This window comes from Shewanella sp. SR1 (genome assembly GCF_020447145.1).
GTDB lineage: Bacteria > Pseudomonadota > Gammaproteobacteria > Enterobacterales > Shewanellaceae > Shewanella > Shewanella baltica.
This window is the reverse complement of record NZ_JAJAEF010000009.1, coordinates 171,108-193,760: the sequence shown is the minus strand read 5'-3', so window position 1 is coordinate 193,760 and position 22,653 is coordinate 171,108. Positions and strand designations below refer to the sequence as shown.

At 46.4% G+C, this 22,653-nt stretch carries 16 protein-coding genes; 11 read left to right on the top strand and 5 right to left on the bottom strand.

Translation table 11 applies throughout. The annotated features are described in order from the left end of the window. Nucleotides 1-247 precede the first annotated feature (247 nt). The 6 genes from KV201_RS11035 (at nt 248) to KV201_RS11010 (ending at nt 8,232) form a co-directional block, all read left to right on the top strand. Entirely contained in the window at nt 248-2,047 is a 1,800-nt protein-coding gene (locus tag KV201_RS11035; RefSeq protein WP_063883805.1) for an assimilatory sulfite reductase (NADPH) flavoprotein subunit, read from the top strand. A gap of 99 nt (nt 2,048-2,146) precedes the next feature. Further along, the gene (gene cysI / locus KV201_RS11030; protein ID WP_063883804.1) at nt 2,147-3,844 is read left to right on the top strand and encodes an assimilatory sulfite reductase (NADPH) hemoprotein subunit; all 1,698 of its coding nucleotides are present in this window, start codon (nt 2,147-2,149) and stop codon (nt 3,842-3,844) included. Further along, nucleotides 3,837-4,613 (top strand): phosphoadenylyl-sulfate reductase, encoded by a 777-nt coding sequence (locus KV201_RS11025; protein ID WP_226059345.1) that lies wholly within the window; start codon nt 3,837-3,839, stop codon nt 4,611-4,613. Before cysI ends, KV201_RS11025 begins: the two co-directional genes overlap by 8 nt. A gap of 300 nt (nt 4,614-4,913) precedes the next feature. Next, nucleotides 4,914-5,057 (top strand): hypothetical protein, encoded by a 144-nt coding sequence (locus KV201_RS11020; protein WP_226059344.1) that lies wholly within the window; start codon nt 4,914-4,916, stop codon nt 5,055-5,057. A gap of 312 nt (nt 5,058-5,369) precedes the next feature. After that, nucleotides 5,370-6,155, top strand: coding sequence for a monofunctional biosynthetic peptidoglycan transglycosylase (gene mtgA, locus KV201_RS11015; protein WP_006082890.1), 786 nt, complete (start codon nt 5,370-5,372; stop codon nt 6,153-6,155). Nucleotides 6,156-6,495: 340 nt separating this feature from the next. After that, nucleotides 6,496-8,232 (top strand): hypothetical protein, encoded by a 1,737-nt coding sequence (locus KV201_RS11010; protein WP_226059343.1) that lies wholly within the window; start codon nt 6,496-6,498, stop codon nt 8,230-8,232. A gap of 88 nt (nt 8,233-8,320) precedes the next feature. Here KV201_RS11010 and KV201_RS11005 read toward each other — a convergent pair whose 3' ends face one another. Together KV201_RS11005 and KV201_RS11000 are read right to left on the bottom strand one after the other, a co-directional pair. Beyond that, nucleotides 8,321-9,883 (bottom strand): S41 family peptidase, encoded by a 1,563-nt coding sequence (locus KV201_RS11005; protein WP_226059342.1) that lies wholly within the window; start codon nt 9,881-9,883, stop codon nt 8,321-8,323. Between the two features lie 193 nt (nt 9,884-10,076). Then, nucleotides 10,077-10,961 carry a phospholipase A gene (locus tag KV201_RS11000; protein WP_006082886.1) on the bottom strand — a complete coding sequence of 295 codons (885 nt, stop codon included), beginning with the start codon at nt 10,959-10,961 and terminating at the stop codon, nt 10,077-10,079. Nucleotides 10,962-11,406: 445 nt separating this feature from the next. On the opposite strand from KV201_RS11000, the gene cobA reads away from it, so the two are divergent. The 5 genes from cobA (at nt 11,407) to cysC (ending at nt 17,228) form a co-directional block, all read left to right on the top strand. Further along, the gene (gene cobA / locus KV201_RS10995; protein WP_226059341.1) at nt 11,407-12,243 is read left to right on the top strand and encodes a uroporphyrinogen-III C-methyltransferase; all 837 of its coding nucleotides are present in this window, start codon (nt 11,407-11,409) and stop codon (nt 12,241-12,243) included. Nucleotides 12,244-12,383: 140 nt separating this feature from the next. Further along, a complete protein-coding gene (cysD, locus tag KV201_RS10990; RefSeq protein ID WP_006085924.1) occupies nt 12,384-13,292 on the top strand; it encodes a sulfate adenylyltransferase subunit CysD in 909 nt (302 codons plus the stop codon). Nucleotides 13,293-13,375: 83 nt separating this feature from the next. Beyond that, on the top strand, nt 13,376-14,818 hold the full coding sequence (gene cysN / locus KV201_RS10985) for a sulfate adenylyltransferase subunit CysN (protein ID WP_226059340.1): 1,443 nt from the start codon (nt 13,376-13,378) through the stop codon (nt 14,816-14,818). 3 nt (nt 14,819-14,821) lie between these two features. Next, complete coding sequence (locus KV201_RS10980; protein ID WP_226059339.1) at nt 14,822-16,546, top strand: SLC13 family permease; 1,725 nt, start codon at nt 14,822-14,824, stop codon at nt 16,544-16,546. A gap of 64 nt (nt 16,547-16,610) precedes the next feature. After that, nucleotides 16,611-17,228, top strand: a complete 618-nt coding sequence (cysC, locus tag KV201_RS10975) for an adenylyl-sulfate kinase (protein WP_006082881.1) — start codon at nt 16,611-16,613, stop codon at nt 17,226-17,228. Nucleotides 17,229-17,472: 244 nt separating this feature from the next. On the opposite strand, the gene KV201_RS10970 is transcribed toward cysC, so the two are convergent. The 3 genes from KV201_RS10970 to KV201_RS10960 form a co-directional block, all read right to left on the bottom strand. Next, a complete protein-coding gene (locus KV201_RS10970) occupies nt 17,473-19,371 on the bottom strand; it encodes a sensor histidine kinase (RefSeq protein ID WP_226059338.1) in 1,899 nt (632 codons plus the stop codon). After that, complete coding sequence (locus tag KV201_RS10965; protein WP_226059337.1) at nt 19,368-21,512, bottom strand: EAL domain-containing protein; 2,145 nt, start codon at nt 21,510-21,512, stop codon at nt 19,368-19,370. The genes KV201_RS10970 and KV201_RS10965 overlap by 4 nt, the downstream gene beginning before the upstream one ends. A gap of 231 nt (nt 21,513-21,743) precedes the next feature. Further along, on the bottom strand, nt 21,744-22,583 hold the full coding sequence (locus tag KV201_RS10960; protein ID WP_011847636.1) for a TIGR03899 family protein: 840 nt from the start codon (nt 22,581-22,583) through the stop codon (nt 21,744-21,746). Nucleotides 22,584-22,653: the final 70 nt, after the last annotated feature.

The window sequence follows — 22,653 nt, the reverse complement described above, 5'->3', positions numbered from 1 at the left end:
CAGAAATTTCTGTTCGACAGGCTCATGACCATTGTGGCAATACTTTAGCTTGGCACAAGTGCATATTTCTCAAGCAGGCCATTTCTGCACTGGTCGGATCAAAAACTTTTAACCAGTGCACACTTTTGTAGCTTAAATTTTGCACTTTGTATATTCCAAAATGGAATTAAAAATCCGATTTTATTCTTTTTTGCTTTTCTTAAACCGCGATAAGCTTGTGGACATTACACTGTCATAGGGCCGTCTCATGTTGTTAAAAGAACTTTCATCGCTGGCTTCGCCATTGTCTCAAGGACAAGTCGAGAAGCTAAAACAACTCACTTCTGAGTTAAGTGCTGTGCAACTGGCTTGGGTGAGTGGCTATCTTGCTGCCACCGCCAATGCTGGCCAACTAGCTCCCGCCGCAGAGGCGCAAACTGCTCAAACAGTGACGATTCTCTATGGCAGCCAAACGGGTAATGGCCGTGGTGTCGCCAAAGCGCTCGCTGATAAGGCACAGGCGCAAGGTTATGCGGTCAATCTGGCTTCAATGGGCGAATACAATGTTCGCCAACTGAAACAAGAAACTGTGCTCTTGCTGGTGGTCAGCACCCATGGTGAAGGTGAAGCGCCGGATGACGCGATTGAATTACATAAGTTTTTAGCATCGAAACGTGCACCTAAGTTAGACAATCTACATTACTCAGTGCTTGCGCTGGGGGATTCAAGTTATGAATTCTTCTGTCAAACCGGTAAAGACTTTAGTACTCGTCTAGCACTACTGGGTGCTAAGTCATTGTTACCTTTGGTTGAATGTGATGTGGACTATGAAGCCGCCGCCGGTCAGTGGCACGCCGATGTGTTAGAGGCCGTTAAGCCGCTTATCGAAACCTCGTCCGCCAGTGTGGTATCTATCGGTACCGCTAAAGCGATTGGCGAAAGCGAGTTTACTAAGCAAAACCCCTATAGCGCCGAAGTGCTAGCGAGCCAAAAAATTACCGGCCGCGGTTCAGACCGAGATGTGCGTCATGTTGAAATTGACCTTGGCGATTCAGGCTTAAGCTATCAAGCGGGCGATGCCCTCGGTGTTTGGTTTAGCAATAATGAAGTGTTAGTCGATGAAGTCCTCGTGGGTCTGTCGTTGGCCGCCGATGAGTTAGTGACCTTAGGCACAGAATCCTTGACCCTTAAGCAAGCTTTGCTTGAGAAGAAAGAGCTGACTCAGTTGTATCCTGGATTAGTCAAAGCGTGGGCCGAACTGAGCGGCAGTGCTGAACTGCTAGCATTGAGCGAAGATAAAGAGCAAGTGCGCCACTTTATCCTTAAGCATCAATTTGCGGATTTAGTTGCCCAGTATCCGTTAACAAATAGCGCTGTCACGTTAAGCGCGGCAAGATTGCTTGAGTTACTGCGCCCATTAACCCCAAGACTTTACTCTATCGCCTCAAGCCAAAGTGAAGTGGAAACCGAAGTCCATTTAACCGTGGCGTTAGTGGAAGATGAGCGTCACGGCGCGGCCCGTTTTGGCGGCGCGTCACACTTCTTAGCCTCTGCGCAGGAAGGCACTCAGGTTAAGGTTTATGTTGAGTCGAACAAGCATTTCCGTTTACCCGAGAATCCAGACACGCCAGTTATTATGGTTGGCCCTGGCACAGGTGTTGCGCCATTCCGTGCCTTTATGCAGGAGCGCGTGGCCCAAGGGATCCAAGGTGATAGCTGGTTATTCTTCGGCAATCCACACTTTGAGCAGGATTTCTTGTATCAAACTGAGTGGCAACAGTATTTGAAAAATGGCGATTTAAGCCGTATCGACGTGGCGTTCTCGCGCGATCAAGCCCATAAAGTTTATGTGCAGCACCGTATTAAAGAACAAGGCCAAGCCCTGTGGCAATGGTTGCAAAACGGCGCGCATCTGTACATTTGTGGTGATGCTGAACGTATGGCCAAAGATGTTCACCAAGCCTTGATTGAGGTGGCTGTCGAAGTCGGTGGTTTGAATACCGAAGCGGCCGAAGCCTATTTTGAAACATTGCGCAGCGATAAGCGTTACCAAAAAGACGTGTATTAATCTCAACCATTGCGCATATAAGAAACGCATAAGAATAGCCAATGCTGCACACGTGATGACTTGTGCAGTCAGCGAACCGAATTTGAAGAGGCAGTTGCCATGAGTGAGCAAAAGTTAGCGTTAAACGAATACCTAAAGACCGACAGTGATTACCTGCGCGGTACGATTAAAGAAGGCTTAGATTCTGCGGTAACCGGCAGTTTCAGTGACGGCGATCAGCAGTTGATCAAATTCCACGGCTTCTATCAGCAAGATGACCGTGATTTACGGAATGAGCGTAAAGAGCAAAAACTTGAGCCTCTATATAGCTTTATGTTGCGTGCCCGTGTGCCAGGTGGTATCTGTTCTCCGCAGCAATGGTTAGGTGTAGATAAAATTGCGTCGACCTTAACCAGCTCAAACAGCATTCGTTTAACGACCCGTCAAACCTTCCAATACCACGGTATTCCTAAGCGTAACTTGAAGACCATTATTCAAGACTTAGATCGTGAAGCACTGGATTCAATTGCCGCTTGTGGTGACGTTAACCGTAACGTGATGTGTAATCCTAATCCGGTGGAATCGAAACTGCATGAGCAGGCCTATGCGGTGGCGAAACAACTGTCTGATCATCTGCTGCCACACACGCGTGCTTATGCCGAAATTTGGTTAGACGAAGAAAAGTTACTCTCAACCGAAGATGAAACCGTTGAACCTGTATATGGCAAAACTTATCTGCCACGTAAGTTCAAAATGGCGGTTGCGGTTCCTCCCGATAACGATGTTGACGTTTACACTAACGATTTAGGCTTTATCGCCGTTGCTGAAAACGGTGAGTTGGTTGGCTTTAACTTAACGGCGGGCGGCGGCATGGGCTCGACCCATGGCGAGGTAGAGACTTTCCCACGTCTTGCAGATGACTTTGGTTTTATCAAAACTGAAGACGTGATGAAGTTTGCCGAAGCTGTCATGACAGTGCAACGCGACTGGGGTAATCGTGTTAACCGTAAACGTTCACGCCTTAAATACACTATCGTCGACCATGGCTATGAGAAATTTAAAGCCGAAGTCGAACTGCGCGCTGGGGTGAAGTTTGAGCCTAAGCGTGATGTAGTGATTGGCGATCGCGGCGATCGTTATGGCTGGGTCGAAGGCGTTGACGGTAAATGGCATTTAACCTTATTTATCGAAAGCGGCCGTATTAAAGATTTACCGGGCCAAACCCTGCAAACGGGACTGCGTGAAATAGCTAAGATCCACAAAGGCGATTTCCGCATGACCTCGAATCAAAACATGATCATCGCAGGTGTGGCGGCAGAAGATAAAGCCACGATTGAAGGCTTAGCCCGCAAACACGGACTACTGGGCCAAGTGTTAACGCAAACCCGCGGTCATTCGATTGCCTGTGTGGCGTTGCCGACGTGTCCATTAGCAATGGCGGAAGCTGAGCGTTACTTCCCTGAGTTTATCGATCATATCGATGCGCTGCAGGCAAAACACGGTATCAGCGAACAAGCGATTGTGGTGCGGATGACAGGTTGTCCAAACGGTTGTGCACGTCCATTTGCCGCTGAAATTGGCCTTGTGGGTAAAGCGCCAGGCCGTTACAACTTGTACTTAGGCGCAAGCTTTGAAGGGACTCGTCTGAACAAGATGCACAGAGAAAATATCCAAGAGGCGGAAATTCTCGCCGAATTGGATGCCCTGTTTGGCCGCTACGCCGTCGAGCGTGATGCAGGCGAAACCTTTGGTAACTTCACCGTCCGCGTGGGCGTTGTGAAGGCGGTGATTGATGCCGCTAAGGATTTTCATGGTTGATCAAAAAGCCAGTGATACAGTGCCGACTGTGGTCAGCACGGCCGAGTTAACGGCGCTATTGAGTGCGCCCAAGGCCGAGCAAACGATAGAGCTTGAGCGCATAAATCAGTTCTTAGCCGGATTGAGCGCACAAGAGCGAGTGTTATGGGGCTTAACTTATTTGCCCGGTAATCATGCACTGTCGTCAAGTTTTGGTATTCAAGCCGCAGTGATGCTGCATATGGTGAGCCAGGCACAGGCGAATATTCCGATTATCCTAACGGATACAGGGTATTTGTTCCCTGAAACCTATCAGTTTATCGATGAGCTGACACAGCGTTTATCACTGAATGTAAAAGTATATCAAGCGCCGATGACAGCCGCATGGCAAGAGGCACGCTTTGGTAAGTTGTGGGAACAAGGGTTAGACGGGTTAGAGCAATACAACCGTTTAAACAAAGTTGAGCCTATGCAACGCGCCTTAGCCGAGCTTGACGTCGGCACTTGGTTTGCTGGGCTGAGACGCAGCCAAGCCAGCACCCGTGAGGCGCTGCCGATACTGGCGATTCATGGCACTCGCTTTAAGTTACTGCCGATTATCGAGTGGTCGAATAAAGATGTGCACCTATATTTGACTCAATTTGACTTGCCGTACCACCCACTTTGGGACCAAGGCTATGTTTCTGTTGGTGATACCCATTCGAGTAAACCTCTTGAATTAGGGATGACAGAGGAAGAAACGCGCTTTAATGGGCTGAAACGTGAGTGTGGTCTGCACTACGAAATCTAGTCATCTTATTGATTTGAAATATTAAACGCCTCAATTGCCATTGGGGCGTTTTTTATCTCTGTAAGATAAGTGTTATCTTTGGTTGAATTTAATACTCTGGATTGACGATAAAGCGAATCGATGTCATTTAAGCGTCATTTCACTGAGATATATTGATATTCATAGGGTTAGTGTTAGTGGCTCTTTAAAGTATAAAAATGTTGTACATTTTTACTCACAGAGTTATGCACATTGGTTAAGCCTGAACTATATTTTGAAGTTCCCGTAGATGGTTTTGAGGGATTTTACTGTGAAATTGACATGATTCATGTCTTTTCCGAGGTTAAGTGGTTGTATATCGGTATTTATGGGCTGGGTTTGCTGTGTATTGATATCATTCGACTGGATGCAGTGAAAGCGTTGAAAACCGGACTCGCAGCTGCGAGTATCAAGCAGTTTGATTGACTTGCTAGCCCTCGTTAATCAGCCATCATTACCTCGGTCAGCTGTCGTCAAAGCTGCCGAGGTCAAGTTAAGTCAAGCCCTCGCCATCTTCAATAGTGATTTGTTATTGTGGTTATTTCTCTGCCTATCTTTGATTCTCGAGTAAGATATCCTTGGTGTTTCCTCCAATGTCGTAGCATGATCGACCCGCAACTCCCTTAACGCTTTAGGCGGTTTTCTAATAAGCCTTGGGTGTTGTAAAGAATGCCTAATGGATTGGCTTGACTGGATATCATAAATGAGAGATGAGAGTGCGCGGATGAGATGGTGTAAATGACGGCTCCTTTATATGCGATGCGAGATCATGTCAGGCGTCCTAGTGCCAATAAGTCGAGTAGTCCTGCTCCTCAAAGGCGTAAGCGTGGCTTTCGTCGTTTATTGTCTTGGCTATTCAAGGGATTAGTATGGGCATTAATTTGCTCAATCTTATTGGTTATTCTACTCAGATTCGTTAATCCACCCATGTGGACTTGGCGGATTGAGCGCGCCTTATTTCCACCTGCACCTATGGGGGAAGTCATGCATCAGTGGCGCGATTTAGCGCACATTTCTCCTGAGTTACAATTGGCGGTGATCGCCGCAGAAGATCAACGTTTTGCCGAGCATACGGGATTCGATTTAGCTGCGATAAGTTCGGCGCTGAAATACAATCAGAAAGGCACTAAAGTTCGCGGAGCCAGTACCTTAAGTCAGCAGGCGGCGAAAAACCTGTTTATGTGGTCTAGCCGCAGTTTCTTTCGTAAGGGACTAGAAGCTTGGTTTACCTTAATGATGGAACTGACTTGGGATAAGTCGCGCATCCTTGAAGTGTATTTAAATATCGTTGAATTTGGCCCAGGTATTTACGGCGCCGAAGCGGCATCAAAGCATTATTTTGGAAAGTCTGCGGCAAAACTAACCCAATATGAGGCTTCATTACTCGCAGCTATCTTACCCAATCCTTGGCGTTATAAAGTGTCACCTCCGTCGTCCTATGTGCAGCAGCGTTCCGCTTGGATCCGCAAACAAATGCGCCAGTTAGGTGACGTCACGCTTAAAAAAGTCCACGAAGCGGGATGAAGGTCTGGCGTGTGAGTTTGGCCCAGATGCATTTATGTGTCATTGGGCACTTTGTTTAATCGTCGACGACTTAAAGATCTTTTATTACTGAATTGAAATAAGATTGGAAACCTGTTGAATTAAGGTTAACGCTGATGCGTTTTAACGGTTTGATTCCCTATCCTGTTCGCTTCTGTATCGGTTTAATGTTAAATTATCGGGCAAAATTTATACCTTAGTTTTCTGATTTTGCATTATCTGCGTAAGGGATATGTAAGAGCGGATAAATATTCAAATACCTAGGGATTACTTTAGGTATTGATTTCATAAAATTGAATTGTCATTAAATGGAGTTTCTTAAATGAAAAAGATTGTGATTGCCGCGGCAATTATTGCAGCTGGTGCGGGTGGTTATTGGTATACGCAGAATGGTACTGGCTCGAGTGCCTCTGCAAATCCTTTGCTCGACTATGTGCCTGCTGATACGCCGATTTTTTCGGGTCAGCTTAAACCCTTCCCGTTAAAAACGTATTTACAGTCTATTTCTGGAAATTATCAGCAATATCCAAGTAATGCACTTGCTGAATCCGGTGAGCTGGATAGCCCTATGGGCAAGTTCTTCATCAGCATTTATCAGCAGTATATGGATGGCATTAAAGAGCCTGCTTTACTGTTGAAAACTTTTGGTTTTCCCGACGAAGTTAAGTCGTATTTTTATACTCTAGGTGCTTTACCTGTATTTAAGATTGATGTTAATCAGACGGATGCTTTTTGGGCTGCATTAGATAAAGCCGAAAAAGACAGTGGTGTGACCCACGAAATGCGTAAAGTGGGTGATGTTGATTATCGCGCTTATGCATTATCGGATGAAAATTCAACTGAGAAAGTTGAACTGTTATTTGCCCAAAAAGATGGCATTTTAACGATTACTTTCAGTACCTCTATTACCGAGCCAGAGTTATTAGAAATGGCATTCGGTATTAAGAAGGCACCGCACTCATTGGCTGCTTCTGGCATATTAGACGATATTATTAAGACCCATGGTTTTAAAGAAGACAGCATCGGCTTTATTAACCATGTTGAAATCGTGAAGGCGTTGACTTCAGCCGATAGCAATATGTTATCTAAGCAATTGACAAAGTTTTTTGCTAATGAAAGCGTCGGTGAAGATCCATTAACTCAAATTAGAACACCAGAATGTCGCACCGAATTAACTGCCATTGCTGCTAACTGGCCGCGTTCAGTTGCTGGGGTAACCGCGTTTTCTGTGACAGAAAAAGAAAGCCATATGGCGGTCTCATTTGTGGTCGAAACTAAGAATCAACCGATTCTTGCGGCCATGCAAAAGATGCGTGGCTTTATTCCTGCACATCTGGCGGATATCGACAGCACTATCTTCTCTATGGGCATAGGCTTAGATGTCAACGAAGTTGCACCTTCATTAACGGCTATTTGGGATGATCTGCAAAAGCCGCAATTGACCTGTGCGCCACTGGCCGAGTTGCAAGCTGAGTTGAGCCAACAGAGCCCAGCTATGCTAGGCATGTTCACTGGTATGGCGAACGGTGTGAAAGGCATGAGCGTTTCATTGCTCGACTTTAAAATGAGCACACAAGATCAAGAACCTAAGTTAGAAAGCTTAGATGCGTTAGTCAGCCTCAGCGCCGAAAACCCGTCTATGTTGTTCAATATGGTGAAACCTTTCGCGCCTATGTTGGCCGAAGTGCAATTAGCCGATAACGGCGATGCCACTGATTTATCACCCATATTGATGTTACCTCCTGAGTTAGGTATTAAGCCTATGCTCGCGATTAAAGGTCAGCATTTAGTGGTGTATAGTGGTGACAAAGGTTTGGCTTTGGCGAACAAATTAGCGGGCGAGAAACTGTCTGCGAATGGCATGTATAGCTTATCTGCTGACTACGGCAAGATGTTCACTCCAATGCTGACGTTGTTAGAAATGAGCGGCGAGCCAATCCCTGAAGAAATGAAAATGCTTAAAGATTACAACATGCGAGTTCAAATGAGCTTCGATGTGAATAAGCAAGGTTTGGTTATAGGTTCAGTTGTCAATTCTAAAGCGACTGAAAAGAAATAATTCTAGAATCCATTCTTTAGCTAACTGATATCAGTTAGCTAATCAATGTTTGAAATGAGCCAGCAGATTGCTGGCTCTTTTTTTTGGTTCAATTCAGCTTAGCTTGAGCTAGCTTAGTGGGTTGTGATGTTTGAATGATCTGAGTTTTTGGCTTAGCGGAACGCACTAAACTCACTAATCCTTGCCATTGAATATCACTGTTTTGGGGAAGCCAAATATCGGGCTCAGTCCCAGCACCTGACAAGAGTTTTCCCTGTGCGTCATAGGTCAATGAACTACTGAATCTTATGTCTAATCCACTGTTTGGCAGTTTAAAATGGTACTGTCGAGCAAAGTCGCCCGAGGTTTTTTCACCAATCAAATTCGCCCTAGACCAAGATTTAGTGCGATAGGCAATCCACTCACATTCTTGGCGGCATTTGGGGCTCACGAGCAGCGCTAAGCGATTTCGCCCTTCAGGAGTCACCGTAGGTTTAGTGCGAACGTACCAAGGGCTGAATTTATCTTCATCGACTGAGGGTAAGTCGCGGGTGAGAGATTTTAGTCGAGGCACACTGTATTCGAGCGCATCTAAAGGCTTAAAGTTGAGTGGCTGCAGATAGTCATTTCTCAGTTCCGGTGAGCGGCGATAGTGTGCAAATCCCATCACGTTCGGCGCTAAAGTATTATTTAAATCAGCATCTTGATATCGCGATAATAGGGTCAATAACTTTGGGCTAAAACCACTAGCGTCACGTAAGTCGATGATCAGTAGGGGATGCGTCATGCCCTTGAGCAGTTCTTGCTGTAGCTCTCTCTCTAATTCAAAGGCGTACAGATCGCTGATCTTCAGTTTGACCGTAGTATTGTTAACCGTCTCTAATTGATGTGGAACGTCTTGGAATTCGGTGCGCTCAAACTGAGACAACTGATTAATGAATTCCAAAACACTCATATCTTGTGTCTTAACATCTTGATTGTTTGTCGTTAATTGCGCTTGCGCTTGCGGTTCGTGGCTTGGCAGAGCGAGAGTCACCTGCTGGGTTTGCAGATCATCATTAATCAGCGTAACGAGCACATAGGGCTTGATACTGAGGCCTAAATCTTCACGCAGCAGGTTCAGTTTTTTCAGCCAAGGTAATTGCATTTCTTGGCTCTGTTTTGCAGGCTCAGGTAGATAGGCTTGGCTGGCCGCCACCCATTTACTCATAGGTAAACCGTCGATATGAGTCACAAAGGGGAAGTCGTTGTTGATTGGACTGTTACTGCTATCTAAGGCTAACCACTGGTCGTTGAGTGGCCGTAAGGTTAACGGGAGATCGCCGCTTTGATCGTTGAAGTTGTGCACTTGAGCGCCGGGATCTTTGAGGCTATTGAGTAGCTTAGTGATTTCAGCGGCAAAGCGGTCATTGGGAGTCATATCTTGATACTGCTCGACAATCAGGCTCGCCATATATTTGAGTTGCGGACTGGCTTTGTCGGGCGTTAACGCATAAAACGCTGAGTGTTGCTCGATTTGATCTAATAAGGCATAGAGATCTTGGCGTACCTCTTGCGCATTAAGCATAGGTGCAGTGTTATCTTTTGGCACAGCGAAAAACGCGAGCTTAAGTAAGCTCGCGAAAATAATGACACTGAGTAGCATGACTATGCTGCGGTAGCTAAAACTCATATTCCTCCATGATGTTAAGGCGTGGCTTCAGGGCACAAAAAGGTGTGCGACTATCGGCTTAAACGCCATTCGGATCAATGTAAATCGTCCCGCTGAGCCATAAACTCAGGTCCATCTGAGCAATTTAGCAGCAGGTTTTGTAGATTAGCAGCAAATTATGGCTGATTTTTGTACTCTGTCACTTTTATATTTGCTACAGAATATCGTTGAGCGAAATCCCGATACCAATACGTTGGTTGTGATAGTTGTAATCGATTAGGCTCTCGCCATAGCCATTAAAGTATTGAGTGTAAAGGCGTAAGTTACCGACGATAGGATAACTCCACGTCAGTTCTGCTGAGCCTCTGTCGATATCTTCTAGGTTTGTTTTAAGGGTTAAGGTGAATCTATGTTCATCGATACCATAGACACCAATAAACTCAGCTCTTCCTATGTAGTCATCAATATTGGGATTATCGTCACCGCGGGCTTGATGTGGATCTGTTTTTTCATCCTCAGGAATACGCCACCAGACTTTAGTTGAGAAGGCGAGTGGACCGGCATCAAAAATCATAGTGGCATAGAGTCGATTCCAGCTGCGAGAAAGCGGTCCTGATTTACCATTCGATTGATGCACAGCGCCAACGCCCCAAAAGGAATTGGTCACACTGCCTATTTTCCAATCGTTATTAAACAGCATAAAGACTTCAGGCTCGTGATTGGTTTCACGGAACGGAGATGAGGTGTCTTTGTTATAAACCTGCCAATAGGATTGATTGGTATAGGCAAAGAATAAATGACCATTATCACCAAAGACATTGTACCAAATAGGGAATTTGAAACTGATTTGAAACTTAGCCTCGAACTCATCCAAAGTGTAGGGATTGATGAGGGCATCTTCAGCGAACGGTGCCATGTTGGGATCTGGGCTATAGGTCGCAGGTAAAATGTAATTCACTTTATGTGGTGTAATCACAAAAGGCAGTTCTGCCGTGGCAAGTTCATCTTTGACTCTTCCTTCTACTAATGATTCTTCGGCATTTATACTCGTACAAGCTAATAGCCCAGCCATTGCAATACCTGAATAAAGTCGTTTCATCGGCCCTCCTTGATGTGCTTATTTGTGTATTTGTCAGTCGTACTCAACAAAGATAGTTATGCCCAGCTTACCATTAGAAAGTGAATTTATGGTTATGTAAAAATTCTGCATCATTTGGTGACAATTTATCTTGTTAGTGAGGTTTTCGCCCTGTTAGGGCAGGTTTGGGTAGAATTTTTGGCAATAACATAGTGCCAGAATCACACACTTAGCTGAGCGGTGTTCGTTTTATATAACAGATGAATCCATATTAAGTTATTTAAATTCAAATGGTTATTATTTTGTTGGGGCATTTTTAATTTTGAAACTCAATATTTTTCCACTTTAAATCGACATCAGCGATTTCTTTTATATCTAAATGATATAAAAACTAATAATTATCTATTTATTATGGAATATAAGACGCGCTATATTTCTACAGACTAAAGTGATCTTGGGGATACTGATGGAAATTTTATCTTTACCGGGCCAAGCGGCCAAAGGCAAAGTCTGGCTGGTGGGTGCAGGTCCTGGTGACGTTGAGTTATTGACGTTAAAGGCATGGCGCATCCTTAAAACCGCAGATGCTGTGCTATACGACGCTTTAGTCAGTCAAGATATCCTCAATCTTATTCCTAAAGACGCTGAAAAGATTGCCGTAGGTAAACGTGCGGGCAAGCATAGCGCCGCACAGGACGAGATTAATCAGTTACTCGTGACTAAAGCCTACACCCGTAAAAATGTGGTGCGTCTTAAGGGCGGCGATCCTTTTATTTTCGGTCGTGGTGGCGAAGAATTGCAAACCTTAGTCGAAGCGGGGGTTGAGTTTGAAGTCGTCCCCGGTATTACCGCCGCCAGCGGCACATCGGCCTATGCGGGAATTCCCCTGACTCACAGAGACCATGCCCAAGGCGTCACTTTTATCACCGGCCATTGTCAGTTAGAGAGTCGCCCTATGGACTGGCAAGGTTATGCGAATCCTAACAATACCTTAGTCGTGTATATGGGGATTCTTAACGCCGGCATTATTCGCCAAGGTTTAGTCGATGCGGGCCGAAGCCCTGACACACCGGTCGCGATAGTGTCAAAGGCGACCACTAAAGAGCAACGTCGTTTTATCGGCCGTTTAGGTGAGCTCGAACAGCTTGCCGCCGATCCTGAATTACAAATTCCAGCCTTGATGATCATAGGTGAAGTGGTTGCACTGAGTGACACTTTGCATTGGTTCAACCCTGAAGCGGTTGAATCGACTCAAGTCAGTGATGAGCACACTCAGTCGGTTAGCGTATCGCCGCGTCGATAAGCTAAGCCGCAAACAGTTAAAGATACTTAGCAGTTAAAGATACTTAGCAGTTAAAGATACTAAGTAGTTAAAGATATTAAGAAAATTAAGCTAACCCATGCTGTGGTAACGCAGCTAATTTATGGTAAACGGAGAATAGTATGGCCGGGCGTGAATTAAGCCACTTACAACAACTGGAAGCCGAGAGCATCCAGATCATTCGTGAAGTTGCAGCCGAATTCGATAATCCTGTGATGTTGTATTCCATCGGGAAAGATTCTTCCGTTATGTTGCACTTAGCGCGTAAAGCCTTTTATCCGGGCAAGATCCCGTTCCCGTTGCTGCATGTCGACACGGGTTGGAAATTCAAAGAGATGATCGCGTTTCGTGATGCGCAGGCAAAGAAATTTGGCTTCGAGTTACTGACGCACATCAACCCAGAAGGCTTGGCGCAGGGGATTAACCCTTTCGACCATGGCAGTGCGAAACACACTGACATCATGAAAACCCAAGGTTTAAAGCAAGCACTTAACCAATACGGTTTCGATGCCGCTTTCGGTGGGGCTCGCCGCGATGAAGAAAAATCTCGCGCCAAAGAGCGGGTGTATTCGTTCCGCGACCGTCACCACAGATGGGACCCTAAAAATCAACGTCCAGAACTGTGGCGCACCTATAATGGCGCAGTGAACAAGGGCGAAAGTATTCGCGTATTCCCGTTATCTAACTGGACTGAGCTGGATATTTGGCAATATATCTATCAAGAAAACATTGAGTTAGTGCCTTTGTATTTTGCGGCTAAACGTCAAGTTGTTGAGCGCGGTGGTCAGTTAATCATGGCCGATGACGAGCGGATGAAGTTAGCCGAAGGCGAGCAGTTTAAAGAAGAAGTGGTGCGTTTTAGAACCTTAGGTTGCTACCCACTTACGGCCGCCATGCATTCTGAGGCCGACAGCCTAGAGAAGATTATTGAAGAGATGCTGTTAACCCGTTCAAGCGAGCGTCAGGGACGATTGATTGACTCAGATCAAAGTGCCTCGATGGAGCAGAAGAAGCGTCAAGGCTACTTCTAATCTCGGCAAGGTTAGCCCTATTTCGCGAAGGTGGTGCAAGTAAAGCGCGACCTTCAGCCAAGCAGATCAAGAGTGAGAATAAGATGGACAAAGCGGTCAATAAAACCAATCTCATGGCGGCAGAAATTACCCTCCATGGTGTGAAAGAATATCTAGCCCTGCAGCAGCACAAAGGCTTACTGCGCTTTTTAACCTGTGGCAGTGTGGATGACGGCAAAAGTACCTTAATCGGCCGCCTGTTACACGACAGCGCCCAGATCTATGAAGATCAATTGGCGAGCCTCAAGAGCGACAGCGCTAAGATGGGCACCACAGGTGAAGCTATCGACTTAGCCTTGCTGGTGGATGGTCTGCAAGCCGAGCGCGAGCAGGGCATCACTATCGATGTGGCTTACCGTTACTTTTCAAGTGATAAGCGTAAGTTCATCATCGCCGATACGCCAGGGCATGAGCAGTACACGCGCAACATGGCAACGGGTGCATCGACCTGTGATTTGGCGGTGATCTTAGTCGATGCCCGCTACGGCGTGCAGACTCAGACTAAACGCCATGCGTTTATCGCGTCATTACTGGGGATTCGTCACTTCGTTGTTGCCGTGAACAAGATGGATTTGCTTGGGTTTGACGAGCAAGTCTTCAATCGCATTCGTGCCGATTTTACGGATTTCGTCAAAGATTTCGGTAACCTCGATATCCACTTTGTGCCGTTATCGGCGCTTAATGGTGACAACGTGGTTGAGCGCAGTAAGCAAAGCGACTGGTATCAAGGTGGTACTCTGCTTGAACTGCTAGAAACTATTGATACGCTACGTGAACTCAGCTCATTGCCAGTACGTTTTCCTGTGCAATATGTGTCGCGTCCTAACTTAGATTTTCGCGGTTTTGCGGGTACTTTAGCCTCTGGCATTATCAATGTCGGTGACGAGTTAGTGGCTTTGCCATCGGGCAAACGCAGCAAGGTTGAACGTATTGTCACCTTCGATGGTGACATACAAGAAGCGGTTGCTGGCCAAGCTGTGACCATCACGCTGGAAGATGAAATTGATATTTCCCGTGGCGATTTACTGGCAAAACCCGATTCTGCGCCCGCCGTCGCTAACGTGATCAGCGCTGACATAGTGTGGATGGATGAAAAGCCATTACAACTGGGCCAGTTATACGACATCAAAGTGGCCGGTAAGAAGACACAAGCCTCTGTGACGGCTATCGATTATGTGGTTGATGTTAATACCTTAGCGCGCAGCGCGACGGACACGCTTGGGTTAAACGCGATTGCTCGCGTGACCTTAGAGCTGACCGAAGACATAGTGTTCGATGCGTATTCGTTAGTACGCGATACTGGCGGAATGATCTTAATCGATCGCCTGAGCAATGCGACGGTTGCCGCAGTGATGGTGGTGTCGGGTCAGCATGTTAACAAGCAAACAGCATCACAATTTAGTGCTTTTGAAGTCGAGTTTAATGCCTTAGTGCGTAAACACTTCCCCCATTGGCAAGCGATAGATATCTCTAAGCTTGGAGCTTAATTTGTGAGTGACTTGTGGCTGTTAGCGATTATTTTGTTAGGTCTTGTGGCTGGCTTAATTAGCGGCCGTATCAATCCAGCGGTATTGTTTTTATTTGCATTTTTGCTCTGTTATTTGCTTGGCATGGTTGCGCTCGATACCGCATTAACAAGCTTTACAAATATTGGCTTAGTCACACTCGTCCTGTTGGTGTTGGCCGCGACGGCGTTAGAAAAAACCTCCCTGCTGGGTAAGTTGAGTCAAGTCATAGGCAATAGTTCTTTGCCTATGACAATGGCAAAGCTTGGGCTATCGACCGCCTTGCTGTCGTCCTTTACCAATAACACTGCGGTGGTGGCGTCGCTTATCGGGGTTGTGCGTCGCAATCAAGCACACACACCCGCTAAGTTATTGTTGCCGTTAAATTATGCGGCAATTTTAGGTGGCACACTGACCCTGATTGGTACCTCGACCAACTTGATTGTGAACTCCTTTGTGGAGAACGCCGGCTTACCCGCCTTAGGATTCTTCGAGTTCACGCCGGTCGCGGTTGTGATCGTCGTCGCTGGCATCTTGTTATTGATCTTACTAGCGAACATTCTGCCCGACAGACGGGAAGAGTCGGGTGAAGAGGCGCTGCCTTACTTGCTCGAAGCCCATGTGGCAAAAGGCTCATCCTTAGTCGGTCGCAGTGTGGTGGATAACAAACTCAGGGCGCTGAAGAAGTTATATCTGGTTGAACTAGAACGCAGCGGCATTTGTATTTGCCCTGTGCCGCCCCAGTTAGTGCTGCAAGCGGACGACGTGCTGCGCTTCAGTGGTGCGGTCGAATCGGTTGAGTTATTGCATCAATTCGATGGTTTAGATTGGTTTGGTAAGCATCAAGCTAAGGGACAAAATTTAGTTGAAGCTGTGCTCGCGCCATCATCCCGTTTAGTCGGCAGTTCGTTGAAAGAGTCGCGTTTTCGTGAACAGTTCGATGCTGCCGTGATGGCGATCCGCCGCGGCAATCATCCGCTGAAGGGCGGGCTTGGCGACATTATTCTGCAACCCGGCGATGTGTTGTTATTGACGCCAGGCGATGGTTTCAGCAATAGCGCAAAATTGAGTTCAGAATTTGCGGCGATCAGCGGCTTAGATTTGAATGTGCGCTTAGACAGTCGCCGTGGTCGTTGGGTATTGCTCGGCTTTGCGGTCACGATCGTTTTGAGTGTCACCGGTGTATTGCCATTGGCTAAAGGTTTAGTGCTCCTGCTGCTGAGTTATTTTGTTATTGGCGCTGTTACTTTGGCTGAGCTTAAACGCCGTTTTCCATTGGAACTAGTGGTGATAGTGGGGAGTGCGTTAGGGCTCGCTAACTTGATGATGAGCACTGGCCTTGCGGACAGTTTAGCCCAAGGATTACTCTCGGTTATTAATGGTTATGGGGTGTTTGGCGCTTTTGTCGGTGTGTATTTTATGACCTTGTTGTTGACTGAATTAGTCACCAACAACGCTGCCGCAGCGCTGGCTTTCCCTATCGCCTACGCGATTGCGCTTAATTACGGCGTCGATGCAAGGCCTTTTATTATGGCCGTAGTTTTTGGTGCCAGTGCGAGCTTTATTTCACCCTACGGCTATCAAACCAATTTGATGGTATTTAATGCGGGTAATTATCGCTTCAGTGACTTCGTCCGCCTAGGATTGCCGTTATCTGTGCTGTATTCCCTGATAGTGATATTTATGGTGCCGATCATCTTTCCATTTTAGTGATTAGCTTGAGTTTATTGCCCTTGTGTTAGCCGTTTAACAGCATGGGAATTGAGGAGTTTTTATGACAAATATCGTGTGGCATCAACATCCTGTAGATCAAGCCGCCAGAGCCGAACAGAAAGGCCAAAATCCAGTATTACTCTGGTTTACCGGACTGTCTGGCGCGGGCAAGTCAACACTGGCTGGTGCATTAGAGCGGGCGTTATTTGAGGCGGGATTCCACACTTATTTGCTTGATGGCGATAATGTGCGCCATGGCCTGTGTAAAGACTTAGGGTTTACGGTTGAAGACCGTGACGAGAACCTGCGCCGTGTCGGCGAAGTGGCCAAGTTAATGGTGGATGCTGGGCTTGTGGTGTTATCGGCCTTTATTTCCCCGACCCGTGAGGAGCGCGATAGCATTCGTGCCCGTTTCCCTGCCAGTCAGTTCATTGAAGTGCACGTGTCGACGCCATTAAGTGTGTGCGAGCAGCGTGATCCTAAGGGGTTATATGTGAAAGCACGCAGTGGTGAAATCAGTAATTTCACTGGTATTTCATCACCCTATGAAGCGCCATTAGCGGCAGAATTGACCATAGATACCAGCAAAGGTGATTTAGCGACTCAAGTGCGTGCCTTAATCGATTATCTAACGGCAATCAATGTTATCAATGCCGATAAGGCTAAAGCGCTCGCCTAGTGTTATGACTAGTTATACCTAGCCATGCCTTAGCAAGTGATTGAATGGTCATAAAAAACAGGAGCCTTGGGCTCCTGTTTTGTTTTGGGCGCAATGCGTCCGCTATGTTCAATGCTGACATTCAAGCGACATGGTTTAAGCACCGTGTTCAAACACCATAGTTCAAGCATCATGTTTAGACATCAAGTTTTAGCATCATAATCGGCCAGCGTATTAGCTATCTGTTGCCGCTGCGTATAACCGGTTAATTCAGGTTCAGCTCGGCGGCTTCTGGGGCTGTTACTGGGATTGCCAGACTAAAAACGCTGCCTTTACCTAACGTACTGCTGACCGTAATTTTCCCGCCAAGAAGTTGGCTGACAAGTTGATAGGTTAAGTGTAAACCCAGCCCAGTTCCGCCATTTCCCCTACGAGTGGTAAAGAAGGGATCGAAGATTTGTTTCATTGTTTCCTCGCTCATTCCTATGCCATTGTCTGAGACTGTGATTTCGACTATTTGCTCTTCTATCATCTTTGCCGAGATTTTGATTTGACCATTAACTCGCCCTTCAAAAGCGTGAGTTATCGCATTGGTGACGAGGTTTTCAAGGGATTGTCCGAGTGCGCCTGGGTAACTGTTCAGTTCGATATTGGCATCAACGTCGATTTCGAGCTCATGGGATTGCTTCTTCATCCGCAGCCATGAGGTATGTAGCATGTCCTGAACGAGGCTCGTGAGCTTAAAACTACGGCGCTCTTCCCTTGTTCTATCGACGGCTAAGCGTTTGAAACTACTGACTAAGGTTGCGGCTCTGCTTAAGTTGGCTTGCACTATCTCCGCGCCTTCATGGAAGTGAATAAAGTAAGTATCAACATCAGATCGCTTAAGACCCGTTTCGAAGGCGGTTTGCAACTTAGTGCATTCATTTTTCATGCTCGATAACGTGACCTGTGCAGCGCCGACTGGGGTATTGAGTTCATGGGCGACGCCAGCCACCATCATGCCTAAGGACGAGAGTTTTCCCGTCTCGATGAGTTGTTGCTGAGTGTCGTGTAAGTGCTGTAACGATTCGGCTAACGCGGCATTGGATTGGGTGAGTTTTTGCTGTTGCTCGGTTAACTCTTGATTCAACTTGTCCCGTTCTCGCATGGACTTTGCAGCGCGCCAACAGATCCCACCGCCGAGTAACAGTAATAAAATCCCTAGACTGAGCGCTTCTAGCAGGCTGCGTTGATTAATCTTTGAGAGTTGATCATTGGGGACCCGTATCACAAGTTTCCAATCTTGGTCAGAAGTGTTGGTGGCATCTTGTACATTTTCATAATCCCAGAGCCCTTCGGGGGTGATAAAGGCACCTTCGCTATCTTGAGTAATCTGTTGCCAAGCATCGGGATTGAGCTTAGCTAAGGTTAATTCCGGGCGATTAAACATAAATGCCCAGGTGAGTTCGGGATTGGATGAGAGTAGCCAGTAACCCTCTTTATTCAGCAGTGAAAGCTCGACATTGCTGTTCGCCGTAATTTTGGCAATGGCGTCTAACATGGATTGGGCGAGAAAATTGAGGGCAATAAAGCCTTGGCGCTCGCCCGAAGGTAAAAACACGGGAGTGGTGACTCTTAATACGGGCTTGATTGGATTTTCTATTTCTCCCTTTTCGACATTCAAATCTAAGGGCGAAAAGTAAAAACTATTAGGGGCTAAGCTTAAACTCTGGATGGCGTAATATCGCTTAGCCTTCAATTGCAATAATGGTTTAGCAACTATGTGTGGGAGATTCTGGACAAGATTGACTCTGACTTTTTCTAAGGCGTTATTATCGAGCCAACGTACTTGATCGTAGTTTTGTGATGCGGCACTAAAGCTCTCGAAGAAATGTTCGACCTGAGTGAGATCTTGCTCATTTCCCGCCGCCGCATCGAGGAGTGTTTGATATTTAGCAAGAAATAGGGCGTCGCGCTTAATATTACCAATATGGTAGGCAATGGTTTTAGCTGCATCACCTAAAAGGGTGTTCGCCTCTTGGTATAAGGGCACCATGGCATCTTCATGGCGCTTTTGATAAAGCAAAGTGGTGAGTATGGGCACTAACAATAACCACGGCAGCATGAATCTGAGCCAGTAGCCCCAGAAGGTAGGCTGAGTCAATTGCGATGGCGCTGTCATAGTGGTGTTTTTTGGTAGTTTTTAAGCCAAGTTAATAACTCCGGTAGTGGCATTGGCTTAGCATAAAAGTAGCCTTGGGCATCGTGGCAGCCGCGGTCGCTTAGCCATTTCGCTTGCTCTTTAGTCTCGACGCCTTCGGCAATCACATTCATGTGGAAGCGTTGTCCTAACAAGATAATGCTATCGACTATCGCAGCGGCGCCATCATCTGAGGTGACATTGTCGATAAAGGATTTATCAATCTTAATGCGGTCGAAGGTTAGTTTGCTGAGATAGGCTAATGAGGAAAATCCGGTACCAAAATCGTCAATCGCGACTCTAATATCTATCGAGCGTAAGTCATTTAACTGCTTGCGGATAGTTTCGAAATTTTGCATCGCAATCGATTCGGTGACTTCGACTTCTATCTGACCTGGAGGCATGTTAGCGTCGGCAATGTGCTGCTTTAAAATATCAACTATGTTCTCCTGTTCGAACTGCATAGCCGATAAGTTCACTCCCATACACAAATTGGTATAGCCCGCCTCATTGAGTGCGCAGAGTGCTTGGCAAGATTGCACGAATAGTTGCTCACCGAGTTGGGTGATCAAACCTGTCGCTTCGGCAATGGGGATAAAATCCAACGGCGGCACATTTTGACCATTTGGCAAGGTCCAGCGGGCCAGCGCTTCAACCCCGACGACTTCACCCGTTTTAATACAGACTTGCGGCTGCAGTGCAATATGGATGTCATTACAGGTAATACTGTGTTGCAGCGCTTGTAAGAGTTCGAAGTGATAGGCCACATTATCGTCATTGGCTTGTTGGTAAGTCACATGTTGTCTAATACCTAACTTTTTGGCAGTTTTCAGGGCCATGTTGACTTGTGTTATGGCATCAACCGCAGTGCCATCGGCTAATTCTAGCGGCAGTGTGACTGTGCTGATATTGACCGTGATCTTCGATTTTCCCTGTTGATAGGGTTGAATAAACAGTCGGCTAATAATGTCGGCGGTGACTAAGGTTTTAGGGCCGAGCACGGCAAATTTATCATCCTTGAGGCGAGCGACTAACACACAAGCATCAAAGTGTTCACGCAAACAAGAGGCAACGTGTTTGAGCATCTCGTTGCCTTGTGGCGAACCAAATACACGATTAAAGTCGGAAAACTTATCAATATCAATGATCAATAAATTAAATTTTTCACGAATGTCTTCCGCCAGCACGCCTTCTAAGGTGCGGATCAGCACGTTGAGATTAGGGATTTTGACGAGCGGATCTTCAAAAGCAATCTTATCTAGTTGGCTCATGAGCGACACGCTATGCAAGCCGCCACAAATATTCATACTAAACACACGGATCAGTTCAGTTTCCGTGATATCTAGTGGCCTACCTGTAGCTAAATAAACGGAGTAATCGGCGCCAGCGAGTTCGTCGGGGAAGAAGAGGCAAGTAAAGTCATTTTCGATACGAGACTGCCTGCGGCTGAGGCAAAGTTCAAGTTGTGCCCGGATATGTTGCTGCTCAAGCTGCTGTAAAGCATAGCCAAAATAAGGTTCAAACTCACCCGATGCGGCAATAATTTGGTGGGAAATACCCTGTTCAGTTAATTCCCCCGTTGATTTCACGCACACAATGCCGCCATGGGGCAGGTTTAATAGCTGGGATAATTGTCGCAGCATCTTGCCTGAGAGTTCTTTGATATTGCGAGAGGTGTAGAGCGCGCCGCTGGACTCGGCAATCAGTTGCAAACCCCGCTTAGCATTGGCAATACTGCTAATTTGTTGATATGAGCGTAGGTTAGTCGTGAGGATAGTTTGCAGTCTATCGGCCGATAACTCGGATTTAGTCCAATAGTCGTTGATATCGTAATTTCGCATTACATCGAAAATAGGGGCCATACCAGGCTGACCTGTAAGCAAAATAATGCGGATTTTTTCGTTACCGAGCACTTCCCGAATGGCACGGACTAACCGTAGCCCTGCATCTTCGGTTTCCATCACCACATCGATTAAGGCGATCGCAAAATCATTTTCCTTCGTTAACACTTGGCAGGCTTCTGCATAGCTAAAGGCTTGGGCCAGCTCAATTTTACAATCTAATACTTTGAGGGTAGATAACGCGAAGGCGGTCGAACGTTGGAAGTTTGAGTCATCGTCCACCGTGAGTATTTTGACTGTTTTTTGATTTTCGAAGTGCTGTGGTGAAGACTGTTCGTCTAAAAAAAGACATCTTGTTCTTGGCTAATCATTCTCTCTATCCTTGAGATGCCATTCGCATCCTTATTCACTCAATAAATAAAACGAGCATTTTTTATACATAGAGTATTTGCGACAGATGGGGTTTATTCAAGCAAATATTTTTATTAGTCAATAATATAAGCAATTATGTCGCTACTCGATCTTAAAATCCTTAGCGAACAAGAGTTGCAGGGCCTTGAGATATTCTTGATCCGGCTTAGGTTGCACGAGTTGGGCCAGTTCATCACCAATCGGCGTGAAGCGATAATAGCTAAAAAGCAGATTGCCGCTCTTAGGCGTGAGCTTCATTTGTATGCCTTGCAGGGCAAATTGAATCGGTGTTTTGTTGTTAAGTAAGCCGGTTTCGAACTCGCTGCTGTGCAGTATTCCCGCATCGACTAAGGTCAGAATGCTCGAGTAGGGTAGGCCAAACTGGGATAAGCCTAAATTGACTGAGGTCGTTTTACGAAAATACTGGCCAATACCACCGGATAAGCGATAGCCGCTGATGAGTTTTAGACGTTGTTCGCTATTGACTTTAGCCGCCATGCCGAGGGCTTTTTCAAGGATTTGTGCTTCCCTGTGCGTCAGTTGCTTGAGTAGCGCTAAGGTGCGCAGACTGAAGTTGCCGGGATTAACTATCTCGCTCGATAATATCCGTGCCCACAAGTCTTGCATTCTGCGGTTATGGATTTGCTCCGCCATCAAAAAGAATTGATGACTCCAATCGGGATCGAGATCGACTCCAGTCACATCCGATGGCGTATAACTGAGGGCTAAGGCAAAAATGGTTTCAACATTGGCTTGATACTGGCTCGATAACTTGCGGGCTCTATGTTGGGCGCGTTCGGCGATGGAAGCATTCGCAGGGCGATATTCTTGCTCACTGGCTAAGCCTAATTGACGGCCGAGTAGCAGGGCTTTTTTGCGAGCAGATGCCTCGGATGTTGACTCGCCTTCTTCTGCCAACATTAAAATATCTGAATCCTTCATCGCGTTAATCCTTGAGCCTGCATTGGTGGGGAGGTGAGAGCAAAGCGCTCACCTTTATCTGTTTAACTTG

Coding starts and splice junctions, on each gene's coding strand:
- KV201_RS11025 (WP_226059345.1), top strand. CDS start 3,837: ATGGTTGATCAAAAAGCCAGTGATACAGTGCCGACTGTGGTCAGCACG.
- mtgA (WP_006082890.1), top strand. CDS start 5,370: ATGACGGCTCCTTTATATGCGATGCGAGATCATGTCAGGCGTCCTAGT.
- KV201_RS11035 (WP_063883805.1), top strand. CDS start 248: ATGTTGTTAAAAGAACTTTCATCGCTGGCTTCGCCATTGTCTCAAGGA.
- cysN (WP_226059340.1), top strand. CDS start 13,376: ATGGACAAAGCGGTCAATAAAACCAATCTCATGGCGGCAGAAATTACC.
- KV201_RS11010 (WP_226059343.1), top strand. CDS start 6,496: ATGAAAAAGATTGTGATTGCCGCGGCAATTATTGCAGCTGGTGCGGGT.
- KV201_RS11005 (WP_226059342.1), bottom strand. CDS start 9,883: ATGAGTTTTAGCTACCGCAGCATAGTCATGCTACTCAGTGTCATTATT.
- cobA (WP_226059341.1), top strand. CDS start 11,407: ATGGAAATTTTATCTTTACCGGGCCAAGCGGCCAAAGGCAAAGTCTGG.
- cysC (WP_006082881.1), top strand. CDS start 16,611: ATGACAAATATCGTGTGGCATCAACATCCTGTAGATCAAGCCGCCAGA.
- KV201_RS11020 (WP_226059344.1), top strand. CDS start 4,914: ATGATTCATGTCTTTTCCGAGGTTAAGTGGTTGTATATCGGTATTTAT.
- cysD (WP_006085924.1), top strand. CDS start 12,384: ATGGCCGGGCGTGAATTAAGCCACTTACAACAACTGGAAGCCGAGAGC.
- KV201_RS10970 (WP_226059338.1), bottom strand. CDS start 19,371: ATGACAGCGCCATCGCAATTGACTCAGCCTACCTTCTGGGGCTACTGG.
- KV201_RS10960 (WP_011847636.1), bottom strand. CDS start 22,583: ATGAAGGATTCAGATATTTTAATGTTGGCAGAAGAAGGCGAGTCAACA.
- KV201_RS11000 (WP_006082886.1), bottom strand. CDS start 10,961: ATGAAACGACTTTATTCAGGTATTGCAATGGCTGGGCTATTAGCTTGT.
- cysI (WP_063883804.1), top strand. CDS start 2,147: ATGAGTGAGCAAAAGTTAGCGTTAAACGAATACCTAAAGACCGACAGT.